25 protein-coding genes are annotated in these 25,779 nt (G+C 58.0%); 20 read left to right on the forward strand and 5 right to left on the reverse strand.

Going from position 1 to position 25,779, the window contains the following annotated elements:
* Positions 1-158 precede the first annotated feature (158 nt).
* Together MSNKSG1_RS04805 and MSNKSG1_RS04810 are read left to right on the forward strand one after the other, a co-directional pair.
* The gene (locus MSNKSG1_RS04805; protein ID WP_008938118.1) at positions 159-1,826 is read left to right on the forward strand and encodes an AMP-binding protein; all 1,668 of its coding nucleotides are present in this window, start codon (positions 159-161) and stop codon (positions 1,824-1,826) included.
* Positions 1,827-1,948: 122 nt separating this feature from the next.
* Positions 1,949-2,425, forward strand: a complete 477-nt coding sequence (locus tag MSNKSG1_RS04810; protein ID WP_008938119.1) for a thioesterase domain-containing protein — start codon at positions 1,949-1,951, stop codon at positions 2,423-2,425.
* A 25-nt stretch (positions 2,426-2,450) separates the two neighbouring features.
* Here the strand turns inward: MSNKSG1_RS04810 and MSNKSG1_RS04815 are convergent, their stop codons facing one another.
* On the reverse strand, positions 2,451-4,139 hold the full coding sequence (locus MSNKSG1_RS04815; RefSeq protein WP_008938120.1) for an ABC transporter permease: 1,689 nt from the start codon (positions 4,137-4,139) through the stop codon (positions 2,451-2,453).
* Between the two features lie 12 nt (positions 4,140-4,151).
* Positions 4,152-5,165, reverse strand: a complete 1,014-nt coding sequence (locus MSNKSG1_RS04820) for a Fe(3+) ABC transporter substrate-binding protein (protein WP_008938121.1) — start codon at positions 5,163-5,165, stop codon at positions 4,152-4,154.
* 187 nt (positions 5,166-5,352) lie between these two features.
* Between MSNKSG1_RS04820 and MSNKSG1_RS04825 the strand changes: the two genes are divergently transcribed.
* The 3 genes from MSNKSG1_RS04825 to MSNKSG1_RS04835 all read left to right on the forward strand — a co-directional run bounded on the left by MSNKSG1_RS04825 (position 5,353) and on the right by MSNKSG1_RS04835 (position 7,709).
* Positions 5,353-5,619: a PilZ domain-containing protein gene (locus tag MSNKSG1_RS04825; protein WP_008938122.1), complete on the forward strand. Its 267-nt coding sequence runs from the start codon at positions 5,353-5,355 to the stop codon at positions 5,617-5,619.
* Positions 5,620-5,641: 22 nt separating this feature from the next.
* Entirely contained in the window at positions 5,642-6,211 is a 570-nt protein-coding gene (locus tag MSNKSG1_RS04830) for a hypothetical protein (RefSeq protein WP_227497952.1), read from the forward strand.
* 184 nt (positions 6,212-6,395) lie between these two features.
* Positions 6,396-7,709 carry an HD-GYP domain-containing protein gene (locus MSNKSG1_RS04835; protein WP_040886652.1) on the forward strand — a complete coding sequence of 438 codons (1,314 nt, stop codon included), beginning with the start codon at positions 6,396-6,398 and terminating at the stop codon, positions 7,707-7,709.
* Here MSNKSG1_RS04835 and MSNKSG1_RS04840 read toward each other — a convergent pair.
* Positions 7,699-8,817, reverse strand: a complete 1,119-nt coding sequence (locus tag MSNKSG1_RS04840) for a hypothetical protein (RefSeq protein WP_008938125.1) — start codon at positions 8,815-8,817, stop codon at positions 7,699-7,701. The genes MSNKSG1_RS04835 and MSNKSG1_RS04840 overlap by 11 nt on opposite strands.
* A 248-nt stretch (positions 8,818-9,065) precedes the next feature.
* Between MSNKSG1_RS04840 and MSNKSG1_RS04845 the strand changes: the two genes are divergently transcribed.
* Genes MSNKSG1_RS04845 through queF form a run of 3 tightly spaced genes read left to right on the forward strand, consistent with a single transcriptional unit; the run spans position 9,066 to position 11,623 of the window.
* The gene (locus tag MSNKSG1_RS04845) at positions 9,066-10,016 is read left to right on the forward strand and encodes an ABC transporter ATP-binding protein (RefSeq protein ID WP_008938126.1); all 951 of its coding nucleotides are present in this window, start codon (positions 9,066-9,068) and stop codon (positions 10,014-10,016) included.
* A complete protein-coding gene (locus MSNKSG1_RS04850; RefSeq protein ID WP_008938127.1) occupies positions 10,013-10,786 on the forward strand; it encodes an ABC transporter permease in 774 nt (257 codons plus the stop codon). The genes MSNKSG1_RS04845 and MSNKSG1_RS04850 overlap by 4 nt, the downstream gene beginning before the upstream one ends.
* A gap of 15 nt (positions 10,787-10,801) precedes the next feature.
* Positions 10,802-11,623, forward strand: coding sequence for an NADPH-dependent 7-cyano-7-deazaguanine reductase QueF (gene queF, locus MSNKSG1_RS04855; RefSeq protein WP_008938128.1), 822 nt, complete (start codon positions 10,802-10,804; stop codon positions 11,621-11,623).
* 3 nt (positions 11,624-11,626) lie between these two features.
* Here queF and MSNKSG1_RS04860 read toward each other — a convergent pair whose 3' ends face one another.
* Entirely contained in the window at positions 11,627-13,087 is a 1,461-nt protein-coding gene (locus tag MSNKSG1_RS04860) for an adenylate/guanylate cyclase domain-containing protein (protein ID WP_008938129.1), read from the reverse strand.
* Position 13,088: 1 nt separating this feature from the next.
* Entirely contained in the window at positions 13,089-13,400 is a 312-nt protein-coding gene (locus MSNKSG1_RS04865) for an Mpo1-like protein (protein ID WP_008938130.1), read from the reverse strand.
* 142 nt (positions 13,401-13,542) lie between these two features.
* On the opposite strand from MSNKSG1_RS04865, the gene MSNKSG1_RS04870 reads away from it, so the two are divergent.
* The 12 genes from MSNKSG1_RS04870 to flgL all read left to right on the forward strand — a co-directional run bounded on the left by MSNKSG1_RS04870 (position 13,543) and on the right by flgL (position 25,724).
* Positions 13,543-14,103 (forward strand): nitroreductase family protein, encoded by a 561-nt coding sequence (locus MSNKSG1_RS04870; RefSeq protein ID WP_008938131.1) that lies wholly within the window; start codon positions 13,543-13,545, stop codon positions 14,101-14,103.
* Between the two features lie 224 nt (positions 14,104-14,327).
* On the forward strand, positions 14,328-14,726 hold the full coding sequence (gene flgB, locus MSNKSG1_RS04875) for a flagellar basal body rod protein FlgB (RefSeq protein ID WP_008938132.1): 399 nt from the start codon (positions 14,328-14,330) through the stop codon (positions 14,724-14,726).
* A 30-nt stretch (positions 14,727-14,756) separates the two neighbouring features.
* On the forward strand, positions 14,757-15,206 hold the full coding sequence (flgC, locus tag MSNKSG1_RS04880; protein ID WP_008938133.1) for a flagellar basal body rod protein FlgC: 450 nt from the start codon (positions 14,757-14,759) through the stop codon (positions 15,204-15,206).
* Positions 15,207-15,224: 18 nt separating this feature from the next.
* Positions 15,225-15,902, forward strand: coding sequence for a flagellar hook assembly protein FlgD (locus MSNKSG1_RS04885; protein ID WP_008938134.1), 678 nt, complete (start codon positions 15,225-15,227; stop codon positions 15,900-15,902).
* A gap of 27 nt (positions 15,903-15,929) precedes the next feature.
* On the forward strand, positions 15,930-17,834 hold the full coding sequence (locus MSNKSG1_RS04890; RefSeq protein ID WP_008938135.1) for a flagellar hook protein FlgE: 1,905 nt from the start codon (positions 15,930-15,932) through the stop codon (positions 17,832-17,834).
* Positions 17,835-17,909: 75 nt separating this feature from the next.
* Positions 17,910-18,662, forward strand: a complete 753-nt coding sequence (locus MSNKSG1_RS04895; RefSeq protein WP_008938136.1) for a flagellar basal body rod protein FlgF — start codon at positions 17,910-17,912, stop codon at positions 18,660-18,662.
* A gap of 80 nt (positions 18,663-18,742) precedes the next feature.
* Positions 18,743-19,531: a flagellar basal-body rod protein FlgG gene (gene flgG / locus MSNKSG1_RS04900; protein WP_008938137.1), complete on the forward strand. Its 789-nt coding sequence runs from the start codon at positions 18,743-18,745 to the stop codon at positions 19,529-19,531.
* Between the two features lie 54 nt (positions 19,532-19,585).
* Complete coding sequence (flgH, locus tag MSNKSG1_RS04905) at positions 19,586-20,275, forward strand: flagellar basal body L-ring protein FlgH (protein WP_227497953.1); 690 nt, start codon at positions 19,586-19,588, stop codon at positions 20,273-20,275.
* Positions 20,272-21,372 (forward strand): flagellar basal body P-ring protein FlgI, encoded by a 1,101-nt coding sequence (locus MSNKSG1_RS04910; RefSeq protein WP_008938139.1) that lies wholly within the window; start codon positions 20,272-20,274, stop codon positions 21,370-21,372. The genes flgH and MSNKSG1_RS04910 overlap by 4 nt, the downstream gene beginning before the upstream one ends.
* 8 nt (positions 21,373-21,380) lie before the next feature.
* Positions 21,381-22,400 (forward strand): flagellar assembly peptidoglycan hydrolase FlgJ, encoded by a 1,020-nt coding sequence (gene flgJ, locus MSNKSG1_RS04915; RefSeq protein WP_008938140.1) that lies wholly within the window; start codon positions 21,381-21,383, stop codon positions 22,398-22,400.
* A 5-nt stretch (positions 22,401-22,405) separates the two neighbouring features.
* Complete coding sequence (gene flgK, locus MSNKSG1_RS04920; protein WP_008938141.1) at positions 22,406-24,463, forward strand: flagellar hook-associated protein FlgK; 2,058 nt, start codon at positions 22,406-22,408, stop codon at positions 24,461-24,463.
* 31 nt (positions 24,464-24,494) lie between these two features.
* Positions 24,495-25,724, forward strand: a complete 1,230-nt coding sequence (flgL, locus tag MSNKSG1_RS04925) for a flagellar hook-associated protein FlgL (protein WP_008938142.1) — start codon at positions 24,495-24,497, stop codon at positions 25,722-25,724.
* Positions 25,725-25,779: the final 55 nt, after the last annotated feature.

A 25,779-nucleotide genomic window follows, 5' to 3' on the forward strand; every position in this document is an offset into this window, starting at 1 on the left:
AGGGGGTGAAAAGATCGGTCAATAGTTGAGGAATTGAATAATTCCGGTTGAATCACGTTTTGACGACCCTTACCGTGTTGCAATACCCTACGAAAGTCTAATAATAGCCCTTATAAGAACACGCTGACGAAAAACACAACTTATAACAAGGAAGGTCCATGGACACGACTAATAAACTTCCCCTGGATATGGTGTACCACTGGGAGCAGGCGAAGAAGAACTCCCTGTATATGACCCAGCCCATCGGTGATGGCAAGGTGGTCGAATACACCTGGGGCCGAGCGGTTGACGAAGCCCGTCGCATGGCGGCCTACCTCAAATCCCTCAACCTGCCGGAGAAGAGCCGTATCGGCCTGATCTCCAAGAACTGCGCCCAGTGGGTGATGACGGACTGGGCGATCTGGATGGCAGGCCATATTTCCGTCCCGTTGTACCCGACGCTCAATGCCGACACCGTCAACTACATCCTCAATCACGCCGAATGTGAGGTGCTGTTCGTTGGAAAGCTGGACGACTGGGACATGATGAAGCCGGGCGTACCGGAATCGGTCCGTTGCATTTCATTCCCGCTGAGCCCGCCCAACGACTTCGAAACCTGGGACGATATCGTCAGCAAGTACCCGCCGCTGGAGGAAAACACCCACCGCGATGCGGATGAGCTGGCGACGATTGTCTATACCTCCGGCAGCACCGGTCGCCCGAAAGGCGTCATGCTGAGCTTCGGTAACATGGCCTTTGCCGCTGCCGGTGGCATCCAGACACTTGGCGTGGGCCCCGAGGAGCGCATGCTGTCCTATCTGCCGCTGGCCCACGTGTTCGAGCGCACGTTCGTGGAACTGGGTTCGCTTTACTCCGGCTTCCAGCTGTACTTCGCCGATTCCCTGGACACTTTCGTGCAGGATCTGCAGCGGGCCCAGCCGACGCTGTTCCTGTCTGTTCCGCGTCTGTGGGTGAAATTCCAGCACGGTGTCCTTCAAAAGCTTCCGAAGCAGAAGCTCGACCGCCTGCTCAAGGTTCCCTTGCTCAATCGCGTGATCAAGAAGAAGGTGCTCAAGGGATTGGGCCTGGACAAGGTCAAACTGGCGGGCAGTGGCTCTGCACCGCTGTCCCACGATGTTCTGGACTGGTACCGGAACCTGGGGCTCGAGTTGCTTGAGGGCTACGGCATGTCCGAGAACTTTGCCTATTCCCACATGAACAAGCCGGGTCGTTCCCGTACCGGGTACGTCGGTGAGGCGTTGCCGGGCGTGGAAGTGAAAATCAGCGACGAAGGCGAGGTCCTGGTCAAGAGTCCGGCGACCATGATGGGTTATTACAAGGACGAGGAAAAAACCCGGGAAACGTTCACTGAGGATGGTTTCCTGAAAACCGGTGACAAGGGCGAGATCGACGAGATGGGTCGCCTGAAGCTGACCGGCCGCATCAAGGAGATCTTCAAGACCAGCAAGGGCAAGTACATTGCGCCCGCGCCCATTGAAAACCGCCTGATGTCCCACGACGCCATCGAGATGGTGTGCGTGTCCGGTGCCAACCAGACCCAGCCCCACGCATTGGTTATGCTGGGCGAGGAGACGCGTCCGAAGCTGGCCGACGAGAACTTCCGAAAGGAACTGGAGGCGAGCTTCACGAACCTGATCAAGGAAGTGAACAAGACGGTGGATCCGCACGAGCAGCTGGCATTCATTACGGTGGTCAGCGACGAGTGGTCCATTGAGAACAGCTTCCTGACGCCCACCCTGAAGCTCAAGCGTAACGTGGTCGAAGATGCCTACCAGGAAAAGGTCGATAACTGGTACGCGCAGAAGCAGCCCGTGATCTGGCAATAAGCGACTTTCGTGCTACGCCAAAAGGCCCGGTTTCGACCGGGCCTTTTTTGTTTCAGACCGACGTTAGTCGCATAGGGAAACCCTCCTGAAGGGCCTAAACTTCAAGTAGTTGGGAGGAAGTTATGACTCAGTTGGCCTTGTTCCAGAAACGTATTCACGACGAAATTCCGCTGTCCCGGGCGATGGGCGTCCAGTTGCATTCCTGGGATGGCAAAGCGCTGGTGGTGAGCGCCCCTCTGGAACCGAATCAGAATCATCAGGGAACGGGGTTTGGTGGTAGCGTCTATGCCGTGGCCGTCACCGCTGCATGGGGGCTTACAGAGCTTTCCCTGGCGGATCTGGGGCTCCGGGGATCGGTGGTCGTCCAGAATGGCACCATTGACTATGTCGAACCGGTCACCATGGACTTCTACGCGGTCTGCCGGCTACCGGGGGATGAAATCCCCGAAAGGTTCCGCAAGAGCCTGGCGCGTCACGGGAAGGGGCGCCTCGACCTGACGGCAGAGGTGTTCCTTGGGCAACCCTCGGCGGTGCCCTCGGGAGACCCGGTTGCGGTGTTCCAGGGGCGTTTCGTGGTCCGGGATGTGCGTTCCGGCTGAAGCCGGCAGGATCTCCGGGGCCTTGTCAGGTCATGGCCCGGGTGTTGGAGATCGACCGGCTCATCAGGATGATCGGCACGATGCCCGCAAGGACGATGATCAGCGAGGGCAGGGCGCTATGGAAGAGCCGTTCGTCTGACGCAAACTGATAGACATAGGTGGCCAGGGTTTCAAAGTTGAACGGCCGCAGTATCAATGTTGCCGGCAGCTCTTTCATGCAGTCAACGAAGACCACCAGCGCCGCCGTCAGAAGCGTGCCCCGCAGCATGGGCAGATGGACTCTCAGCAGGGTTTTGCCGGGCGTATGCCCCATGGAGCGGGCCGCCATGTCCATGCTTGGCGTGACTTTCTGCAGTGCGCTCTCCACGCTGCCCGCGGACACTGCCAGGAAGCGCACCGTGTAGGCAAATACCAGGGCAAAGGCGGTCCCGCTCAATAACAGACCACTGCTGATGCCGACCGAATCCCGCAACAGGCCATCCAGCCAGTTATCGAATCCTGCCAGCGGTACGATCACGCCCACCGCAAGTACCGCGCCCGGCATCGCATATCCGAGGCTCGACAGCCTGAGCAGCACTTGCATGCCGCGGGTATTATGCAGGCGCCGGCTGTACGCCAGGATCACGCCAATGACCAGCGTCGTGAATGCGGCGCTGCCCGAGAGGAGCAGGCTGTTCAGGGTATTTTCCAGAAAATCCGGGTTCCAGCTTTCCTCGAAATACTCCCACGCATAGAGGCCAAGTGTGCCGGCGGGAATGATGAACCCGAATATGACCGGCAGCGCACACACCGCCAGGCAGATCAGCTGGCGCGGGAAGGACATGGTGAATCGACGTATCGGATCCCGGTTGTCGCGGGCTGCAAACTGTTGCTGACGCCGGCGGGAATACCGTTCCAGCGAGACCAGGATAACCACGAAGACGAGCATGGTGGTGGCGATCTGTGCGGCGCCGCCCAGGTTGCCCAGGTTCATCCAGGTGTCGAACAGGCCGGCGGTGAGGGTCTGTACCGCGAAGAAATCCACGGTGCCGAAATCGTTCAGGGTCTCCATGAGAACCAGGGAAAGGCCCACCGCGACGGCGGGCCGGGCGATCGGCAGGACGACTCTGAAAAAGGTGCTCAGGGCGGAATGGCCAAGGCTTCGGCTGACCGAGAACAGCGATGGGGATTGCTCCAGAAACGCCGCTCGGGCCAACAGATAGACGTAGGGATAGAGAACCAGCCCGAGCATCAGCATGGCCCCCTCAAGGCTGCGGATCTCCGGGAACCAGTAGTCGCTGGCGTTCTGCCAGCCGAACAGCTCTCTCAGTCCCCGTTGTACCGGACCGGCGTAATCAAGCAGGCTGGTATAGACGTAGGCAATAACATAGGCGGGCACGGCGAAGGGCAGAAGCATGGCCCATTCGAAAAAGCGGCGGCCGGGGAATTCGCACATGGTTACCGCCCAGGCGCTGGACAGACCGATCACCAGGGTAAGCGCGCCCACTCCGATCATCAGTTTCAGGGTGGTGACCAGGTAGCGTGGCAGTGTAGTGTCGATCAGGTGGGGCCAGATGTTCTCTTCGGGAAAGAAGGCCAGGAAAATGACCGAGAGCACCGGTAACGCAACGATGGCTGTAATGACGGTTGCGGCGACGATCCAGCGTCGGGATGTGCGCCCGGACAGCAATGGCTGCGTTGGTCCCGGATCGGCGACAGCGGTGGTCTCGGTCATTGTGTGTGAATCCTACTCTCCGTCGTAGTCGACCCGGTCAACAAGTTTGACGGCTTTCTCACGGTTTTCCGCGATGGTCTGGAGCGGCAGGGAATCGGGGTGGATGTCTCCCCATTCTGCCACCAGGCCGGACGGTTTAACCGCGGGATTGGCCGGGTACTCCGTATTGGCTTCGGCGTAAATACGCTGGGCTTCCGGTGAGGAGAGGAATTCCATCAGCTTGACCGCATTTTCCCGGTTCGGCGCGCTCTTGGTCATCGCGATGCCGCTGATGTTGATGTGAGTGCCACGTCCGTCGGCGTTCGGAAATACCAGCCGGACCTTTTCGGCAATCGGACGCTGGTTTTTGTCCTGCAGCATATTGCCGTAGTAGTAGCTGTTGCCGATGGACACATCACAGACGCCCTCGGCGATGGCCTTGATCTGGTCCCGATCGCCGCCCTGGGGCTTCCGGGCGAGGTTATCTTTCAGATCCTGCAGCCATTGTTCGGTCCACTCTTCACCGTGGTGGGCAATCATGGACGAAAACAGGGCAATATTGTAGGGGTGCTTGCCGCTTCGCGTGCAGATCCGGCCCTCCCACTTGTCATCGGCCAGTTGCTCGTAGGTCGTGATTTCGCCTTCTTTTACCCGGTCTTTGGACGTGAAAATCAGGCGCGCGCGGGTGGTGAGTGCAAACCACTTGCCATCAGGGTTGCGGAGGTTCTCCGGAATATTCTGCTCGAGGACCGGGCTGTCCACGCCCTGAACAAGATCACGCTCGACCAGTTCGTTCAGGCGTGAAATGTCCACGGTCATGACCACATCCGCGGGGCTGTTCCGTCCCTCGCGCTCCAGTCGCTCGGCGAGCCCCTTCTTGGCAAAGACCACATTGGTGTCAATGCCGGTTTCCTTCTCGAAGGCCTTCAGAAGCGGTTCAATCAGGTAGGCCTGGCGGTAGGAATAGATGTTGACGTCACCGCTGGCCGACGCGGCCAGTGGAAGAGTCATTGCTGCAGCGGCAACAAGCGTCCGTGTCACTGTCATGTAGATGATTCTCCAGCTTTTGTGTATTCGCTCCACCGGGTGGGTGGTGGATAACTAAAAACAGCAACCATTCTCATTTGTGTTTGCTGTCGAGTCAATATCTGTGAGATCTATTTCCTGGAAAATGGTGGTATGCTTCGGAACACTATAAAAATTAAGTAAATGGACCGGAATCCGGATAACGCCAGTGAACGATCGCAGAGAGTATATCCGCACCGCGATGAGTGCGAAGGTGAAGGTAGTGCACGAGTCCCTCGGAGAGTTCGTTTTTTCGACCCGTGACATTTCCGATGGTGGGGTCTTCATCGTGGTTGAGGGTGAGCCGTTCGAGCCTAAGATCGGTGATCAGGTCACCGTGCAGGTACAGGGGCTTCCCGTTCCTGCGCCCGTCCTGAATATGGTGGTGGTTCGCAAAACCAACGACGGATTCGGGTTACAGTTCGATCCCGAATGAACTGTATTCAGGGATGGATACCATGAAGTCGATAGTACTGTTGTTACTCACGTCTGTGGCCATGACTGGCTGCGCCAGCTATTACACCCACTTTGCCATGTTTCCTGCGGAAAATTCGCAGGGGGCGACCCGTCAGGTGCGGGTGTCCTGGGACACCGCCGAGTATCCCGGCTGGTGGTTCAGCGACAATCAGACCACCTCGGTGAAGGTGGAGACCCAATGCAGTGCCCGTGTCTGGCGTCTTTATGACGATGGGCACGACCAGGCGGTGGATTGTGGCCGCGGCATCCGGGCCTGTGGCGATAAGGCACTTGACTGGAAGGTTGTTGCCTTGCCCGGTTTGGACGCCTCTGCGTGCATGGTGATTAACCCGGGCGACGAACAGGCCACGATTGCGGGCATGGGTGACCGGTTCGACCTGCTTGTGGCCTGCGAGCCGACCAGGCCAGTGGTTCAGAAGGCCGATGAGAAAGTGAACATGGATTACCTCCGTGCTTCATCAGTCCCGTATACCGTCTATGCGAGAAAAGCGCCAAGGGGATCGCTTCGGGCTCGTTTGCCGGAATTCGACGATTCCGTGTGCGACGACTGAATGCGAATAAGGTTCACTTTCAGAGTGTGATAACAGTCACGTTGCTACATTCTGTTTCCCGGTGAACATTCTCGTTACGTCATGTTGCTGAACGGTTGCATTGCGATACGAAAATGTAATGGACTCTTCCCGTCATCCCGTCAAAATGTAAAACATCGAAAATTCTTGCAGTACGGGGTGGCTCGTGGGCGTCCAACAGAAAAAAGTAGCAGTGCACGACCTGGAAGTGGGTATGTTCGTGTCCGACCTGGACCGGCCCTGGCACCAGACTCCATTCCCCATCCAGGGTTTTCACATCCGTTCGCAGGACGACATTCGTGCGTTGGTCTCTCACTGCAAGTGGGTCATGATCGATGTTGCTGAAGTCCGTGACCTGAAAACCACAGAATCTTCCGAGCAGTCCTCGGTTTTCGGTCGCGCCGCGAAGCGGAGTCGGCGCGGTCGCGAAGAGCTGAAATTGCCCCCGCTGGCGATTCGGGAACCGGTCGAATACGAAACGGTTTCTACGCTGAAAAAGGAAATGAAGGTTTCCAAACGGCTGCTCGACGATGCCGAAGTCACACTCGATCGCCTGTTCAAGACGCTCCAGTCCGGATCGGTTCCGGATTTGCGCCCGCTGGCGGATATCACCCGAAAGATGGTCAGCAGCGTGATCCGGCAGCCGGATGCGCTGCTCTGGCTGAGTCGGGTACGTTCCTATGACGATTACATTTATCGTCACGGCCTGAATTCTTCTGTATGGGCTCTTGTCTGTGGCCGGGAACTCGGCCTGAACGAAGGACTCCTGAACCACCTTGGCCTGGGATGCCTGATGTCCCAGGTGGGCAAAATGGCGTTGCCCCGGTCGCTGCTCGATAAGGAAGGGCAGTTCAGTGCCGATGAGCATGCGTTGTACAAGAGCTATGTGCAGAAAGGCGTGGCACTGCTGGAGGACAGCGGTCTGTCGCGCGCCGTTCTGAGCGTCGTGCAGGGTCATCGGGAGCGTCATAACGGTTCCGGTTTCCCCCAGGGCATCCGCGGTGACCGGATTCCGCTGTTGGCGAAAGTTGCCGGGATTGCGGAATTCTTCGAGTCCCTGATAGGGCCGCGGGGCGGCGGTGCCGAGCCCATGACCCCGGCAAAAGCGGTAAGCCTTCTCTATGAGATGCGCAACATCGAGTTTCAGGAGGACCTTGTTGAGCACTTCATTCAGGCGATCGGTATCTACCCGACTGGAAGCCTTGTCGAACTGAGTGATGGCCAGCGAGGGATCGTGGTGTCGCATACGCCAGGCCGGAGGTTGTGGCCCAAGGTCATGGTGATGACGGACCAGCAGCAGATGCCGCTGAAATCCGCCCGTATCATCGACCTGGCGAAATTCAACGAAGACCGTGCGGCGGAGGAGGCCCTTGCCGTCCGTGAATGCCTGCCGCACGGAACCGATGGCCTGGACCCTGCCCGGTATGATGTGACCGGCGCCGAATCCCGCTGGGGACTCGGGCGATTGATCAGCGGATAAGCACCCTGAGCGATTTCCGGATCCAGCGGTAGGTGCCCTGGGGCCGGAAATTGATCAGCAGTTCAGATTCCCCTCCGGTATCTCCACTGACGAAAAAATCGACATCGGCGGTTTGCCAACTCCAGGAATGGATGGTGACGTCCGTGGGCCGTGTACTGATGGCCTCGATGTCTGTCAGTGCGGTATCCCCTCCGATTTTCTCGATCTTTACCGACTTTATCCCGGTATCCGATGCCGGGTATTCGGCCACGTGGTTTTCGAGGTAATACTGGTTGCCGAAGGCGGTGGTAATGGCGTCCAGCTCCCGGGACAGATAGGTCCGGGCGTCTTCATTGTCAATCTCATCCAGCGTGCGAATGGATTCGAGTATGCGGTCACGCTTGGCGCGCAGATCCTGTTGGTATTCCACATCAGGATCCCAGTCGGCTTCGTTTTCAGGTCTGACCGGGGCGGCGTCGATTTCCGCCTGGGTGGGCGGCTCGTCGCATAATTCGTCGTCTTCCGGATAAAAGCAGATCTTTGCCAGCAGCTGGTTGGCCGGGGAGGGGGTAGCCCCGAGAGCTGTAAATTCCTGTTCGGTCGCATTGAAATCGATGGTTCCGGTGATATCGGGCAGCGCGGCGTTGAGCTGGTCAATCACTCGTTGCCGGATATCGATGCCTTCTCCTTCCCGAACCCCCTGGGTCCAGTCCAGGGACATGAGAAAGCGAGTCAGGTTCATCAGCGGTACGTTATAGAGCAGTTGCTCCTCGGTAAGCTGATGGGAGCGGAGGTTCTGGTCGTCCACGATAGGCGTTTGCAGCGCGGTCCGGACGTCGGCGAAGAATTCCAGTGGGGAGATGTAGGGCTTGGCGGGCACATCCTGCACCAGCGGGAGATTGCCCACCTTGAATGACAGGGTTTCCCCCGGGTAGTAACGGAAGCGCCCCTCGGCATCGGTGGTTCCGGACTGGCTGGCAGTCTGATAGCTCAGTCCATTGAAGCCGTTATAATTCAGGCGGCCGATGCTGGGGTCGTTGTCGCTGCCACCGCCACCTCCCAGGCAGCCGGACAGAAAAACGGAGCTGAACAGGAGGGCCAGGGGAGAAAGTCGGTGAACGGATTTCATTCTTCGGCGTACATCCCTTGTTGTTCGGCCGGCAGAGACAACTGCGCGACGCTTTGTAATAAGTTGTAACCGCATTATAGGGGGCGGTATCGGCCGATATCGGGATTCCCGTCGCAGTTTGGGCCTTCGGAATGCTGGAAAGCCAGCCCCTTGAATTCCCGGACTTTGCCACAAAGAATAGCAATCTACGTTTTACTGCCAGCGGCCGACAGGGTCGCCGTCAAAAGTTACTCAATGCGGAATCATTTATGACCAATGCACTGGAAATCGAAGGCCTGACCAAACAATACGGGGACGGGTTCCAGGCGCTGAAGGGAATTGATCTCCACGTCAGGCAAGGAGATTTCTTTGCCCTTCTCGGGCCTAATGGCGCCGGAAAATCAACGACGCTGGGCATCGTGTCTTCGCTTGTGAACAAGACGTCCGGCAAGGTCCGGGTGTTCGGACACGATATCGATACCCACCTCGTTCAGGCCAAGCTGAACCTCGGTGTGGTGCCCCAGGAATTCAATTTCAACCAGTTCGAGAAGGTGTTCGACATTGTGACGACCCAGGCCGGGTATTACGGCATTCCGCTGGGGCGTGCGGCACAATCGGCCGAGAAATACCTGAAGCAGCTGGGCCTCTGGGACAAGCGGAACACGCCAGCGAGGATGTTGTCCGGGGGGATGAAGCGTCGCCTGATGATTGCGCGGGCACTGGTGCACGAACCAAAGCTCCTGATCCTGGATGAACCGACGGCCGGTGTGGACATCGAATTGCGCCGGTCCATGTGGGCCTTCCTTGAGCAGATCAATCGTGAGGGCACCACCATCATTCTCACGACCCATTACCTGGAAGAGGCAGAGGCCCTGTGTCGGAACATTGCGATCATTGACCGCGGCCGGATCGTCAAACACACCAGCAAACGGGACCTGCTCCAGCAACTGAGCGTGGAGACCTTCATTCTGGATACCGAGCAGGAGCTTGAGGGCGCGCCGACTCTTGAGGGTGTCAGTTGCCGGATCAACAACGAGGGTGCGCTGGAAGTGGATGTTGAAAAAGGGCAGGGACTGAACGCGGTCTTTGCCCAGCTGGACGCCCTGGGCATCAAGGTGGTCAGTATGCGAACCAAGGCGAACCGCCTGGAAGAGTTGTTCCTTCGCCTGGTGGAGGAAAACGCCTCGGACTCTGCGAAAGATCTGGAGGGCGCGGCATGAGAATCGAAGCGCTGTGGGTGGCGTTCTACACCATCGTCATTCGCGAGATTCGCCGTTTTACCCGGATCTGGCCCCAGACGTTGTTGCCACCGGCCGTCACCATGACGTTGTATTTCATCATCTTCGGTAACCTGATCGGCTCCCGGATCGGCCAGATGGGTGGCTTTACCTACATGCAGTTTATCGTTCCCGGGCTGATCATGATGGCGGTGATCACCAACTCCTATTCCAACGTGGTGTCCTCGTTCTTCTCAATGAAGTTCCAGCGCAGCATTGAGGAACTGCTTGTGTCTCCCGTGCCCAACTGGGTCATCCTGGCAGGCTATGTCACCGGAGGCATGGCGCGGGGTCTGGGCATCGGACTGATTGTCACGCTGGTGTCGCTGGCTTTCACCCATCTGACCATCCATAACCTGCCGATGGTCGTGATTACGGTTTTCCTGACGTCGGCGCTGTTCTCGGTGGGTGGCTTTATCAATGCGATGCTGGCAACCAAGTTTGACGATATCTCTATTGTTCCGACGTTTGTGCTGACGCCGCTGACTTATCTCGGCGGCGTGTTTTACAGCATCGGATTGCTGCCGGATTTCTGGCAGGGCGTGTCCATGGCGAACCCGATCCTGTACATGGTGAACGGGTTCCGTTACGGCATACTCGGTGTATCGGACGTCAATCCGTTCGTATCCCTTGGTATGATACTGGTGTTTATCGTCCTGCTGTCGCTGGTTGCCCTTCAAATGCTCCAGCGCGGCAAGGGTATCCGTCACTGAGTTTCAGGAACCGATATGGCTCTGCACACCGCCCCACTGGGCAAATCCAGTGAATATCCGGATCGATACGATCCGGATATTCTGTTTCCGGTACCCCGGGAGGAAAATCGTCGTCGTATCGGGCTGGACGACGGCCGCTGGCCCTGGTTTGGAGAGGATCTCTGGCAGGCCTGGGAGCTTTCCTGGCTGAAGCCCGGAGGGGTTCCTGTGGTCGCCTGGGCCGAGATTCATGTTCCCGGTGCATCGCCATTCCTGATCGAGTCGAAATCCCTCAAGCTGTATCTGAACTCGCTCAATCAGCACACGTTTTCTTCCTGGCAACAGGCTGGCGAAACCATCATCAATGATCTGTCGAGTGCCTGTGGTGCGGCAGTCAGGGTGCAGCTGCACTCCGTTGATGAGGATGTTGTGACCCGGGGGCGTCCGGCCGGCTATGAGCTGATTGACGATGAGCCGGTTGACGGCGTCGTTTACGAATACGATGTCGCGTCACTGGCCGTTCGGGACGAGGCTGTCGTCACGGAGTCGCTGTGTTCCCATCTGCTGAAGAGTAACTGCCCGGTCACCGGCCAGCCGGACTGGGGGACCCTGCTGATCCGCTACACCGGCAAACCGATTGATCGGGCAGGGCTTCTGCGTTACGTCGTGAGTTTCCGCAACAAGCAGGATTTCCATGAGCACTGTGTCGAAACGGTGTTCACGGATCTGATGGCGCATTGCGCTCCGGATTCGCTGGAGGTCTGTGCCCGATACACGCGGCGGGGCGGCCTGGATATCAATCCGTGGAGAAGTACGGCACCCGAAGGCGATCCGGGCCCTCGGCTGGTTCGGCAGTAGTCCCTAGCCGAGCTTGCCGGTTTCGGATTCCGGAACGTCTTCCCCGGTACGCAGTCGCTCTGCGGCGTCTTCCAATGCCTGCAGGATGACCTGGCGTTCCCGTTCGGTGACCTTGTCAGAATCGAGATACATGGCGAATCCGCTGTGTTCATGCTCAAGGAAGCTGCGGTTCGGGCCCATGTCACGACGGAAGTCGACCACTTCGTAGATGGGAACCGGCTTGCCGAAACCTTTCACGGTGATCTCTCCCTTGTCCCGGCACATGATCCGGTCCTTGATCAGCGAGAAGGTTTCATAGGAAATCAGGATTTCGCCTGGCTGGGCCAGGGACTCTAGGCGACTGGCGAGGTTCACTTCCTTGCCGATGATGGTGTAGTCCATCCGGTTCTCGGCGCCGAAGTTACCCACTGTGGTGTAGCCGGTGCTGATGCCCATACGGATTTCCAGGGGCGTCTTGATGCCCTGGCTTCGCCACTTCTGGCGCATGATCTTCATGTGCTTGCGCATTTCGATGGCCATGGAAACACAGGCAAAGGCATCCTCACGCTGGCCGCGGCTGGTGGGATCGCCGAAGAACACCATGATCGAGTCACCCACGAACTTGTCGATGGTGCCACCGTACTTCAGGGCCACTTCGGACATCTCGTTGAAGTAGTGGTTCAGCAGTTCGGTCAGGGCCTCGGGCTCCATCTCTTCAGACAGTTCCGTAAAGCCCTTGATGTCGGAGAAAAACACCGCGAGCTTTTTGCGCTGGGTTTCCAGGCGTACATCCCGTTCACCGGTAAAAATCGACTGCCATACCTGCGGCGACAGATACTTGGACAGTTTGTGAGACAGTGCAATGGACTGTTCCCGCTGGTTCTGGATCTGGGTTTTGGCGAGCATCAGCGCCCGGGCCTGCTGGTGGGAGTAGTAGGCGGTCATGCAGATATAGAGACCGGTGGAGACGATGGCGCACAGGCTGGTCAGCAGGGGAGACTGGAACGACGCCGCAGGGCCGACGAAGGCCAGCGCCACCAGAACCGAAATCGCCATGAAGCAACTGCCAATCAGCCATTGGCGGATGCCGCCGACAATCAGACAACTGAACATCAGCATCAGCGCGACCGACGCGGAGGGGATCGCCACCAGTCCGGTACAGCCAACAAAGGCACCGCCGATCACGCAATCGACCAGCAGCATTTTTTGCCGGATGCGGGGTGATCGGCTCAGGAAGGTCTTCCGGGTAACGACGTAGACGATGTGCGGCCAGACGACCGCCCCGGCGACCAGCCACAGCAGCCAGTGGGCAAACGCCTGTTGCAACACGCCGACAACAATGATCGCTGCGGTGACGGTATACGCCATGACCCGACCGTTGTAGTCGGGCATCGGCGGAATGGCAACGGAGCCCGTTGCCTGATCCGACGACAGCGCCTTGGTGGCGCTGCTGGCGTTGCGGAGATCCACGTGGGCACTCATCATTTCAGAAGCGAATCCGGCCAATCAGCATGTCCCGGAACATCACCCAGTCTCCCATCAGACTGTACAGAGGAAAGCGGAACGTTGCCGGGCGGTTCTTTTCGAATTTGAAGTGTCCGACCCAGGCAAAGCCATAACCAATGACAGGCAAGGCCAGAAGCCAGAGGAGCTTGCCGGATATCAGTGCGTACAGGGCAACGATCAGAACCAGCAGGCTTCCGGCGAAATGAAGTCGCCGACAGGTAACATCGCTGTGTTCTTCCAGGTAGTAGGGATAGAATTCAGAGAAGTTGCGAAACGTCTGATTGTCACTCATGGTACTGCCACATTGTTTTGATTGTTGGTCAGGCCAGACATACGACTAAAGGTTAACAGTATTACGTATAACCCACAATTAACAAACTTGATCACGATTTGCCTGCATCATCCACCTTCGATCGCTCAGACCAAGAGGCATTATGACGTCAGTAAGCCAATTCCTGCTGAACCGTTCCTCCGAGCCGCGCCTGAAGGCGCCCGCTCCGTCCCCGGACGTTCTTGAAAAGGCCTTTTCGTGCGCGGCCAGGGCGCCGGATCACGCGCTGCTGAGGCCCTGGCGTTATCTGGTGATCGAAGGGAAGGGGCGGGAAGCGCTGGGTGAGTTGTTTGCCTCAACCTGTCCGGACGATGCCGATGATGCCGCCATCGAGAAGCTTCGACGTGCTCCGCTGAGGGCGCCGATGGTGATCGTCGGAATTGCCTCACCATCGGCACACCCGAAAGTACCGGAGGTCGAGCAGATCATGTCTGCCGCTGCAGGGATGAGCTTTCTGGAACTGGCCCTCCAGGATGCCGGCTTCGGAGTTATGTGGCGGACCGGATCGGTTGCCTACAACCCGGTGGTACAAGAGGGGCTTGGACTGGGGGAGGGTGAGTCCATCATCGGCTTTCTCTATACCGGGACCATTGCGGTGGAGAAACCCGCTGTTCCCCGCCCGGCCGTAGCGGATTTTGTGAAGCGTTGGCCCGGCGGCCAGTGAAAACGGCCGGCTTCCTCGTGTAACCGGCCGGAGGAAAGGGTTTGCCGCTTTTTTCCGGCTGTTGATACCGCCGATTTTCTGACTGACGCCAGGAACCCTTCGTTTTTGGGCCTTCCCATTCGATTTCCCCTCCTTTTTCAATTCTGGCATCCCCCTTGCTTCAGTACCGTCAGAACGCAATGCCGGCAACAGTTTGGCCGGTTGTGACAGGTTTTGGAGGCGGTATGGCAATCTCATTCGACAAGGCGCTGGGTATCCACGAGCAGGCCCTTCAGGCGCGGGTAAAGCGGGCAGAAGTACTTGCCAATAACCTGGCCAATGCCGATACACCGGGCTTCAAGGCCCGGGATGTGGACTTCCAGTCGATGATGCAGCAGGCGAAGGACTCCATGTCGGGCCTGGCCCTTGAGCGGACCAACAGTGCCCATATCGGCGGAGGTTCCGGGGATGGGGCTGACGACCTGAAGTACCGCGTGCCGTATCAGCCGTCCGTGGACGGCAACACGGTGGATGCCCAGCAGGAGCAGGCCCGTTACATGCGAAACGCCATGGACTTCCAGGCCAGCTTCCAGTTTCTGAGTAGCAAATTTTCCGGCCTGACCAAGGCGTTGAGAGGCGAATAAGCCGCAGTTTTACGGTTCAAGGAGATCCTTATGTCTTTGGGTAGCATTTTTGATATCGCCGGTTCCGGCATGACGGCCCAGTCACTGCGGTTGAACACAACGGCCTCTAACATCGCCAACGCGGAAACCGCGAGTTCCAGCACCGGTGAAACCTACCGGGCCCGCAAGCCGGTCTTTGCCGCGATCCAGCAGTCGATGTTGAATCCGGATCAGCAGGGCTATATGGCGGGTGATAGTGAGGAGGCCGGGGCGGGCGTCCGGGTCGCCGGCATCGTGGAGAGCGACGCAGAACTCCAGATGCGCTATGAGCCCGATCACCCGGCGGCAAACGAGGACGGTTACGTTTTCTACCCCAACGTCAATGTGGTGGAAGAGATGGCGGACATGATGTCGTCGTCCCGCAGTTTCCAGATGAATGTGGATGTAATGAACACCGCCAAAACCATGATGCAGCGCATTCTGACGCTGGGTCAGCAGTAACGGGCGAGGAGCATAATCATGAGTGCCATCAATGCAAACGGGGTTTCTGATGTGCTTGCCCAATACCAGGCCAAGCAGCAGGGCTCCGCACAAGGCAGCAATGAACTGGGCCAGAATGAGTTCATGGATCTCATGCTGGCGCAGTTGAAAAACCAGAATCCCCTCGAGCCCCAGGATAATGGAGAGTTTATCTCCCAGCTGGCCCAGTTCAGCTCGCTGCAGGAGATGCAGAATCTTTCCGGCACGGTGGATGACGTGGTCGGCCAATTCCGTTCGACCCAGGCGCTTCAGGCCTCGGCCATGGTTGGCAAGAGTGTGCTGGCGCCCTCTGGCGTTGGCATGTTGGGCGCTGATGGCCAGGTCACCGGTGCTATCGAAGTGCCGGCCTCTACCGGTGGCCTGCGGCTGTCGGTCCAGAATGCGAATGGTGAGTTGGTGCGGCAAATCGATCTGGGTAACAGCCCGGCCGGTGTGACCTCCTTTAGTTGGGACGGCAAAGACGGTAACGGCAATGCCTTGCCGCCAGGGCGCTACCAGTTTGTTGCCGAGGGCTCCTACCCGGGCGGCGCGCAACAGCTTAATACGATGGTGAGTGCGAACGTGGACAGCGTTTCGCTGGGCCAGAACGGCTCCATCACCCTGAATCTGGCCGGCATGGGCTCCATTGCCCTGTCGGATGTAAAAGAAATCAACTGATACCGGTGTCAGACCAAGAGGTGATTTATGGCATTTAATACGGGATTGAGTGGCCTTAGGGCAGCATCGGTAGACCTGGATGTGACCGGCAACAACATTGCCAATGCGAGCACCGTGGGCTTCAAGGGAAGTCGGGTTCAGTTTGGCGATCTTTACGCCAGCGGCTTTCTGAGCGGTGGTACCAACCCGATTGGCGATGGCGTCCGGGTACAGGACGTTCAGCAGAAGTTCGGCCAGGGCAACATCAGCTTTACCGACAATGGCCTGGACATGGCCATCAGTGGTGACGGGTTCTTTATCCTCAATAACAACGGGGAAGTGCGGTACTCACGTGCGGGCCAGTTCAGCATCGACAAGGAAGGTTATGTCGTCAATAACCAGAACATGAAGGTTCAGGGGTACACGGCGGATGAGGACGGCAACCTCAGCGGTATTCGGGGCGATCTGCAGATTGAAACTGCTAACCTGGCGCCCCGGCGCACCACGAATCTTCAGACCGACGTGAATCTCGATTCACGGGAGTCGGTCCTGGAACAGCGAGTACGTGACATTGGTCCCGTAAACGTTTCGGCGATCCAGGGGGAGACCTTTTCTTTCCAGTACACCGATGGCTCCGCCGACTATCAGGTAGCGATTCCTGCCGGCGCGGATGCCCGGGAAGCCGCCGGGCTGATTGACGGCGCGGCGGGTGTCAGTGCTTCTGCGTCTACCACCGCGCTTTTGCCGACGACCCTGAACGATACCTATATCCAGAACGCGCAGGCCGCCGGTAACTTCACCTTTTCTCTGAATATCGGTGGTGCGCCGCTGGCATTGGATACCAGCCCGGCGAAGGTAAATTCTCTGGAAACCCTGGCTAACGCCATCAATAATTCCAGCGAGACGACCATCTCCGCATCCGTGGTCGACGAAGGATCAGGTCCTCAACTCAGAGTTATTCAAAGTCGCGGTGAGGACCTGACTTACTCATTTGACAATGGCAGCGGAACTCCGACCACGGCGACCCTTCAGGGTGATGTCAATGTCACCACGGACCGCTCCATCGCGGGTGTGACTCCGATTTCTGGTACTACTAACTTTGCCGATGCCTACACGGCGTCGCCCATTCGCATCACCAACGAATTCAATCCGCTTGACCAGCGGACCTACAATCACGCCACATCGACCACTATCTACGACAGCCTGGGCAACTCCCACGAACTGACCCAGTTCTATGTCAAGGACCCGTCACCGGGCAACGGCGTTGGACAGAGCCAGTGGTCCATCTATATGCAGATCGACGGCGAGCTGGTAGCCGGGACCGATACCCAGCCATACACCGCGCTGTTTGATCAGGATGGACAGCTTGAGTCGATCAATGGCGATCCCAACGGCGAGATCATCGTTACCGACTGGATTCCCAAGGACGCCACGGGCGCGCCGAACGGTGCAGACGGCCCTCCTGCCGATCCCACCAGCGTGGTCAGCCCCATTCCGGAACCGCCGACCAGCTCAGCCTTTGTAGTGGATCTCGGTAATACCACGCAGTATGGCGCGGCGTTCGGGGTGAACGACCAGCAGCAGAACGGCTACACCACTGGCCGTCTGTCCGGGCTCGACGTGTCGGATCAGGGGGTGATCTTCGCCCGTTATACCAACGGCCAGTCCCAGTCTCTGGGACAGGTTGCCCTGGCTGCTTTCAATAACACGGATGGGTTGTCCCCGGTGGGAGATACCACCTGGGTGGAAACGTTCGAATCCGGCCAGCCAATTATTGGCGCAGCCGATACCGGAACGCTGGGTTCCATCAAGGCGAGTTCGGTGGAGGAATCCAACGTCGATCTCTCGGCGGAACTGGTGAACCTGATCATTGCCCAGCGGAACTATCAGGCCAATGCCAAGACCATCGAAACCTCCGATGCGGTCACCCAGACCATCATCAACCTCCGCTAATCAGTAACATAACCAACATGGCATGACTCCTGCAGGAATACTGGAAACAGTCAAAATTCCGGCAGGAGTTTGCCCATGGACAAAGCGTTATATATCGGCATGTCGGGTGCCAAGCAGAACATGCTTTCCCAGCGTGCCCACGCCAACAACCTCGCTAACGTCAATACCACCGGGTTCAAACGGGATTTTGCCCAGGCCCGGAGTATGCCGGTTTTCGGCGAGCACTTTCCCACTCGCGCCTATGCAATGACCGAGCGTCCGGGCACCGATCTTTCGGCTGGTTCGCTGATGCAGACAGGGCGCAAGCTGGACGTTGCCGTGAAGGGTGATGGCTGGCTGTCCATTCAGAATCAGCAGGGGCAGGAGGTGTTCACCCGCACCGGCAGTCTGCAGGTGGATGTGAACGGTCTGCTGCGGTTGCCCAGCGGTGAAATGGTCCTTGGTAACGGTGGGCCTGTCGCTCTTCCTCCCTACGACAAAATCGACATCGGTGATGACGGCACCATTTCCATCGTGCCTGCCGGGGGCGATCCGGGGCAGGTGGTGCAGATCGATCGTCTGAAGCTGGTCAATCCACCCAAAGACGCGTTGGAGAAGGGCGAGGACGGATTTATGCGTCGCAAGCCGGATCAGGCACTGGGCGGCCCTGAGCCTGCAGATGGCGCACTTCGCGTCGCCTCTGGTTTTCTTGAAAGCTCCAACGTGAATGCAGTCGAGGAAATGATCGACAACCTGCAGCTCTCCCGGCAATACGAAATGCAGGTGAAGGTGATGAGAACGGCGCAGAACAATTCCGAGGCGACGGCACGCCTGTTGCAGAACCTCTGACAGTGAACGATTAAACACAGCGGGGGCCCGGTAAGCGGCAAAATATGGCCGCTCCTCAGGGTCCCGGCGAGGAGAAGACGATGCATCCAGCACTTTGGGTCAGTAAAACCGGGTTAAGTGCCCAGGACATCAAAATGTCCACCATTTCGAACAACCTGGCGAACGTCAATACCACGGCGTTCAAGCGGGATCGGGCTCAGTTTCAGGATCTGCTTTACCAGATCAAGCGTCAGCCCGGTGGTCTGAACACACAGAACTCCGAACTGCCCTCCGGCCTTCAGCTCGGTACCGGTGTGCGGGTGGTGGGTACAACCAAACAGTTCTCCCAGGGCAACCTCCAGGTGACTGATCAGCCGCTGGATATGGCGATCAATGGCCGCGGGTTCCTCCAGGTCGAAACGCCGGATGGCCAGATCGCCTATACCCGCGATGGCGAGTTCCAGTTGAACTCGAATGGCGATGTGGTGACTCCGGACGGCTTCCCACTGGTGCCCAATATCAATGTGCCCGACAACGCCACCAACGTCACCATCGGCAAGGACGGAACCGTGTCGGCGGTGGTGGATGACCAGACTGCACCGATCAACCTGGGCCAGATTACCCTCGTGGATTTCGTTAACCCTCAGGGTCTGCAGGCGGTGGGCAACAACCTCTACAAGGCGACGACTGCCAGTGGCGACCCCAACGAGGGCGAAGCCGGACTGGCCGGACTGGGCACCATTGAACAGGGACAGATCGAATCTTCCAACGTTGAAGTGGTTGAAGAGCTGGTCAACATGATCACGACCCAGCGCGCCTACGAAATGAATTCGAAGGTGGTCTCGACCACGGATCAGATGCTCCAGTTCATTACCAATAACATTGGGTAAGACAGGACGAACGGGTAAACCGGTCGTCGGGACGGTATTGCGATGAAAAGCACCATGACCTTTTTCAGAAAAGACTCCCTGGCCACCAGTTGTCTGGTTGCGCTGCTGGTCACGCTACAGGGGTGTGCGGCGGTGAGCCGGGAGCGGGCAAAACCGGATGATCCGGCTTATGCACCGGTGCAGCCCCAGGCAATGATGCAACGGGATCCAAACTCCGGTGCCATCTTCCAGACGTCCCGGAACTACAATTTCTACGGCGATACCACCGCTCTGAATGTCGGGGACGTGCTGACGGTGACCTTGAGGGAGTCCACCCAGGCGAGCAAGGCCTCGGACACCAGCATCAAGAAGGACAACAAGATCACGCTGCCGAATCCGACCATTCTTGGAAAAAGCAATTTCGGCATAAATACCGACCTGAACAATAAGCGGGATTTCCAGGGCCAGGCTTCGGCCGATCAGAGCAACAGCCTCGCTGGCAACATCACGGTTACCGTCACCGAAGTACTCCCCAACGGCATCCTGAAGGTGCGGGGGGAGAAGTGGCTCTCGCTCACCAACGGGAAGGAGTACATCCGGCTGACCGGACTGGTTCGTCCCCAGGATATCCAGCCGAACAACACGGTGGCATCCAACCGGATTGCCGATGCGCGGATTGCTTACGGCGGTACGGGTGACCTCGATCAGTCCAATCGCATGGGCTGGCTGGCCCGATTCTTCAACGGCGAGTGGTGGCCACTATGAGGTATCTGCGTAACCTGACGTTGATTGTGGTACTGGGTTGCCTGGTGGCGGCTCCGGTAATGGCCGATCGTCTCAAGGACCTGGCGCGCATCAAGGGTGTGCGGAATAACCAGCTCGTTGGCTATGGCCTGGTGGTTGGTCTGGATGGAACCGGGGATTCGGCTCCGTTCACCAATCAGACCTTCCGGAACATGATGAACCAGTTCGGCATCACCTTGCCGGATGGCGTGAACCCGAGCGCGGACAACGTTGCTGCGGTCACCATCAGTGCTACCTTGCCGCCTTTTGCCAAGCGCGGTCAGGAAATCGACATTACCGTGAACTCCATCGGTAACGCGAAAAGCCTGCGTGGTGGAACACTCCTGATGACACCCTTGAAGGGCGCGGACGGCCAGATCTATGCAATGGCCCAGGGCAGCCTGGTGGTTGGAGGTTTTGGAGCAGAAGGCAAGGACGGTTCGCGGATCACCGTCAATATTCCCAGCGTCGGGCGTATCCCGAACGGTGCGACCATTGAGCGCGAAATCGCATCACCGTTCAATTCCGGCGATACGATCACTTTCAACCTGATGCAGCCGGATTTCACCACCGCGCGGCGGGTGGTTGAGGCCATCAATGGCAAACTCGGGCCCGATATGGCCTATGCCCATGACGCGACGTCGGTTTCAGTAAGGGCTCCGCGGGATCCATCACAGCGTGTGAGCTTCCTGTCGATCCTGGAAAACATTGAAGTCGACCCGGCAGAAGAGGCCGCGAAAGTGGTGATCAACAGTCGCACCGGCACCATTGTGGTCGGCCAGAACGTTCAGGTCAGCCCGGCGGCGGTGACCCACGGTAGCCTGACAGTCACGATCCAGGAAAACCCGAACGTCAGTCAGCCGAATCCGCTGTCGGGGGGCCAGACAGCCGTGCAGCAGGATACCCAGATTGCAGTGACCCAGGAGCCGGCCCACATGTTCAAGTTTGGTCCTGCAGTGACGCTGAACGAAGTGGTCCAGGCGGTCAATCAGGTTGGCGCTGCCCCCGGGGACGTCATGGCGATCCTGGAGGCTCTCAAGCAGGCCGGTGCACTTCGCGCTGAGCTGATTGTGATCTAGGGGGCGCCATGCAGGACTATCAGCTTCAGCAGGCTCAGGTTTACACGGATTTCAAGGGATTGAATGCCCTGAAAACCGAATCCCATACCGACAAGAAGGCCGCCCTTGTACAGGTCGCCAAGCAGTTCGAAAGTCTTTTCCTTTCGGAAATGCTCAAGTCGATGCGCAAGGCCGGAGAAGCGTTTTCCGAGGGCAATTACCTGAACAGCCAGCAATCCAAGTTCTATCGGGACATGTTCGACAGCCAGTTGAGTTTGACCATGGCGGGCAACCAGGGAACCGGACTGGCGGATGCGCTGGTGTCGCAGTTGAGCCGTCAGATACCGGGCATGAGTGCAGACGGCCAGACCTTGCCGGGCCACAAGACTTCGCTGGCGGACTACGACCGCAGTCTGCCGGTGTTGTCCCGGAAGTTGCCAGAGCAGGTCGCAAAGGTCGACAAGATGGCGGCAGAAGAAGCAACCGCTTCCGATGCGTCCTCGGTAGAGGCAGCAGGCCGTGACTCGCTTCCGGAGACCTTCGATTCACCGGAATCCTTTGTGAAAACCCTGTTGCCGATCGCTCAGAGGGCGGCAGGCGACAGTGGCATTGATCCGCGCCTGATGGTGGCCCAGGCAGCCCTTGAGACCGGATGGGGCCGCCATATGATCAAGGGCGATGGCGATCAGCCGAGTTTTAACCTCTTCGGTATCAAGGCGGATCAGCGCTGGCAGGGTGACTCCGTCAGAATCACCACGACCGAGTATCGCGGCGGCCTGCCGATGAAGGAAAAGGCGGATTTCCGGGCTTACGACGGGTATGAAGACAGTTTCCGGGATTACGTCGATTTCCTGAAATCCAATCCCCGCTACCGGGATGTACTGGCGGTCGCGGATCAGCCCAGGGAATTCGCACACCGCTTGCAGCAGGCCGGTTACGCAACCGATCCGGAATACGGCAACAAGATTCATAACATTATGGGCCGTGATGGCCTGATGACCGCCGCCATGGGTAACAGCGCCCGGACTGACGACGGATTTGAGGAGTAACGGTTATGGCAGGCCTGATCAATATCGGTCTCACCGGGATTCTCGGTCACCAGACCGCGCTGAATACCACCGGTAACAACATTACCAATGCCAATACGCCGGGCTACAGCCGGCAGGAAGTGCTGTTTGAAACCCAGCCGGCACAACGCACCGGTGCAGGCAGTATTGGCAGCGGCGTTAACGTGGCAGATGTCCGGAGGCTGGCAGATGAGTATCTGACCCAGCAGATCCGGGAAGATTCATCGCTGTCGGGCGAGCAGGAGGCTCTCAACTCGGAACTGACTCGGCTCGACAACCTGCTCGGAGGCGATTCTACCGGGCTCAGCAACGCGCTGAACAATTTCTTCGCGGCCCTGCAGAATGCCGCGGAGGACCCGACGTCTTTGCCTCAGCGCCATATGGTGATCAGCGAGGGACAGCAGGTCGTCAACCGGTTCCAGGGGCTCAATGAGGAGCTCATTCAGCAACGCGAATCGGTAAAGACCCAGATGCAGCAGGGTGCCAAGGATGCGAACAGTCTGCTCAAGAGCATTGCGGATCTGAACCTCGCGATTTCGGAGTCGCCGGGCCTTGCCCAAGGCAAGATGCCTAACGATCTGCTGGACCAGCGGGATGAGAAGCTTCGTCAGTTATCGGAACTGGTCAGCGTCAAAGTCACCGAAACCGAAGGCAGTCAGGTCAACGTGTCCCTGTCCAATGGCCTCGCGCTGGTGGTGGGCAGCAATGCGGCCACTTTCGGTACCCGTGAGAATGCGGAGGATCCGACACGCCTTGAGTTTACGCTCAGGGCCGGCGATCGCACCCTCGTCGTGGATGACCAGATCACCGGAGGCAAACTGGGCGGGTTGCGTCGATTCGAGAAAGAAGGTTTGCAGTCGGCGTTTGAAGACCTCGGTCGGGTGGCGTTGGCTCTGTCCTCTGCCATCAATCACCAGCATGAAATCGGTATGGACCTGGAAGGCGACCTCGGGGGGCTGTTCTTCAAGGACATCAACACTATGGCGGCGCAGACCAGCCGGGTCGTTGCCAACGCCAATAACCAGTCTCCCCAGAATACCCAGCTGGCGGTTGAAATTACCGACGCCGGGGCACTGGAGGGCGGAACCTGGACGCTGCAGTTCGGAACCAATGGCAGCTATGAACTGATTGATGATGAGACCGGCGAAATCGTAAACCAGGGCCGGCTGCCGGCGACGCCGCTGGCCGAGATCAACATGCCGGGGTTCAACATCCGGTATGAGGGCGGTGATATCAATGCCGGCGACAAGTTTCTGATCCAGCCCAGCCGTAACGCAGCCGCCAATATGGGGCTTGAGATCCGCCGGGAAGAAGATTTGGCACTGGCAAGCCCGATAAAGGCCCTGACGGGGCAGGTTGTCACTGCTAACCCTCTGGAAGTGGCAGACAACAACAAGGGCACTGGCATCATCAGTCAGGGCACTATGCTCAATGTCCGCAACCCGCTGACAAACAGTCTGCTTCCTGGTTTTACCCAGCAGCAGGATCTGGCCAATGGCCCGCTCGAAGTGCGCTTTGACAACAGTTCCGGATCCATGACGTTCAGTGTATACGACAACAGCGGCACTCAAATCGTGGGACCCACGAACTACGTTGCAGGCCAGTCCAACAAGATCTTCAGTGAAAATCCCGGAGCCGGAGATGCCTACCAGGGGTATCAGTTCGAAATTTCCGGCCAGCCGGAATCCGGCGATACCTTCACAATCGATTTCAACGCCGGCGGGGTTTCCGATAACCGGAATGCCCAGTTCCTGGCGGCACTTGGTACCGCCAATACCATGAACGGTGCCAGCCAGAGCTTTGCCGAGGGCTATGCAGGCCTCGTCGAGGATGTCGGTGTCAAGACCAGGCAGAGTCAGCTGGACCTGGAAGCCGGGAAAACCCTTCTGGAGCAGTCAACGAATCAGCGGGAATCGATGTCGGGCGTCAACCTCGACGAAGAAGCCGGCAAGCTGATTCAGTACCAGGCGGCCTACAACGCCTCTGCCAAGGTAATCTCGGTGGGGCAGGATTTGTTCAACACATTGCTACAAAGTTTCCGCTAATGGCACCGCTCAGGGTGCGAGGTGACGACGTATGAATCGGATCTCATCACAACAGGTGTTTTCCGGCGGCATCAACCGCCTCCAGGATCTGAATACGACGCTGAATAAAACTCAGCAACAGATCTCAACTGGCAAGAAGGTCAATCAGCCTTCGGATGATCCCGTAGCGGCCGCACGAATCCTGAAGCTGGATCAGGAGGTCAAGCGCATTGAAACCTACCAGCGAAATGCGGATCTGGCTGACAACCGTTTGCAACAGGAAGAGAGTGCGCTGAGCAGCTCCGTCGATATTATTCAACGGATTCGAGAGCTGACGGTGCAGGCGGGCAATGGCGCTCTTTCGGTTAATGATCGACAGTCCATTTCTGCCGAACTGCGGGAGCGGGTGGATCAACTGGCGGATATCACCAACACCCAGGACGCGTCCGGAGAGTACATTTTCAGTGGCTTTCAGGGGCACCAGCCGGCGTTTGTGAAAGAGGCGGATGGCACCTGGAGCTATAACGGCGACGAGGGCCAGCGGGTACTTGAGATCGATGATGGTGTTACGGTTCCTATCAGCGATCCGGGGAAAGGGATTTTTGTGGATGTGCCCCGCGCAGCAACCGTCAAGTCTGCGACCTCGGCAGACGGCTACATTTCGGACCTGTCGGTAAATGATGAGCAGGCACTCCGGACTGCGTTCTCAACGCCGGCTCCGGGCAATGTTCCCGATGATCTGACGGTGACCGTTGGCGCTGGTGGCCAGTTGCAGATAACTGGCCAGGTTAACGGCAGTCCGAAGGATCTTACCCCGAGTCCGGCACCGACAGTCGGTCAAGCTTTCGAGGTGGCGGGCGTCGCGATGACCGTCAATGATGCGGTTGCGGGGGACACCTTCACGATTGGGATCAATGACAAACAGTCGGTCTTTGGCTCCATTGAGAACCTTATCTCGGGGCTGGAATCCATTGATAAGACGACCCCGAAAGGGCAGGCGGCCTACGATTCCCTCATAGCTGAATCGCTGGTCAATCTCGATAACGCCCAGGAGAGTGTGACACTCAAGCAAACCGAGCTGGGTGGCCGGATGAATGCGGTGGAATCCACCAAAGGGTTTCTTGAGGATTCGGCCGTTTACTCCAAGGATATCCGGTCCCAGCTTGAAGATGTTGATTATGCCGAGGCCATCAGCAATCTGAGCTTCCAGAGTTTCGTGCTCCAGGCGGCTCAACAGTCGTTTGCACAGGTCTCGCGGCTGTCACTGTTTGACCGACTTTAAAGGTTGATCGATGCGGGCCCCAATGCCCGCATAAGTTATTGCTTTCGCGAACGAC

Origin of the sequence: Marinobacter santoriniensis NKSG1 (assembly GCF_000347775.1) — a bacterium.
Taxonomy (GTDB): Bacteria; Pseudomonadota; Gammaproteobacteria; order Pseudomonadales; family Oleiphilaceae; genus Marinobacter; species Marinobacter santoriniensis.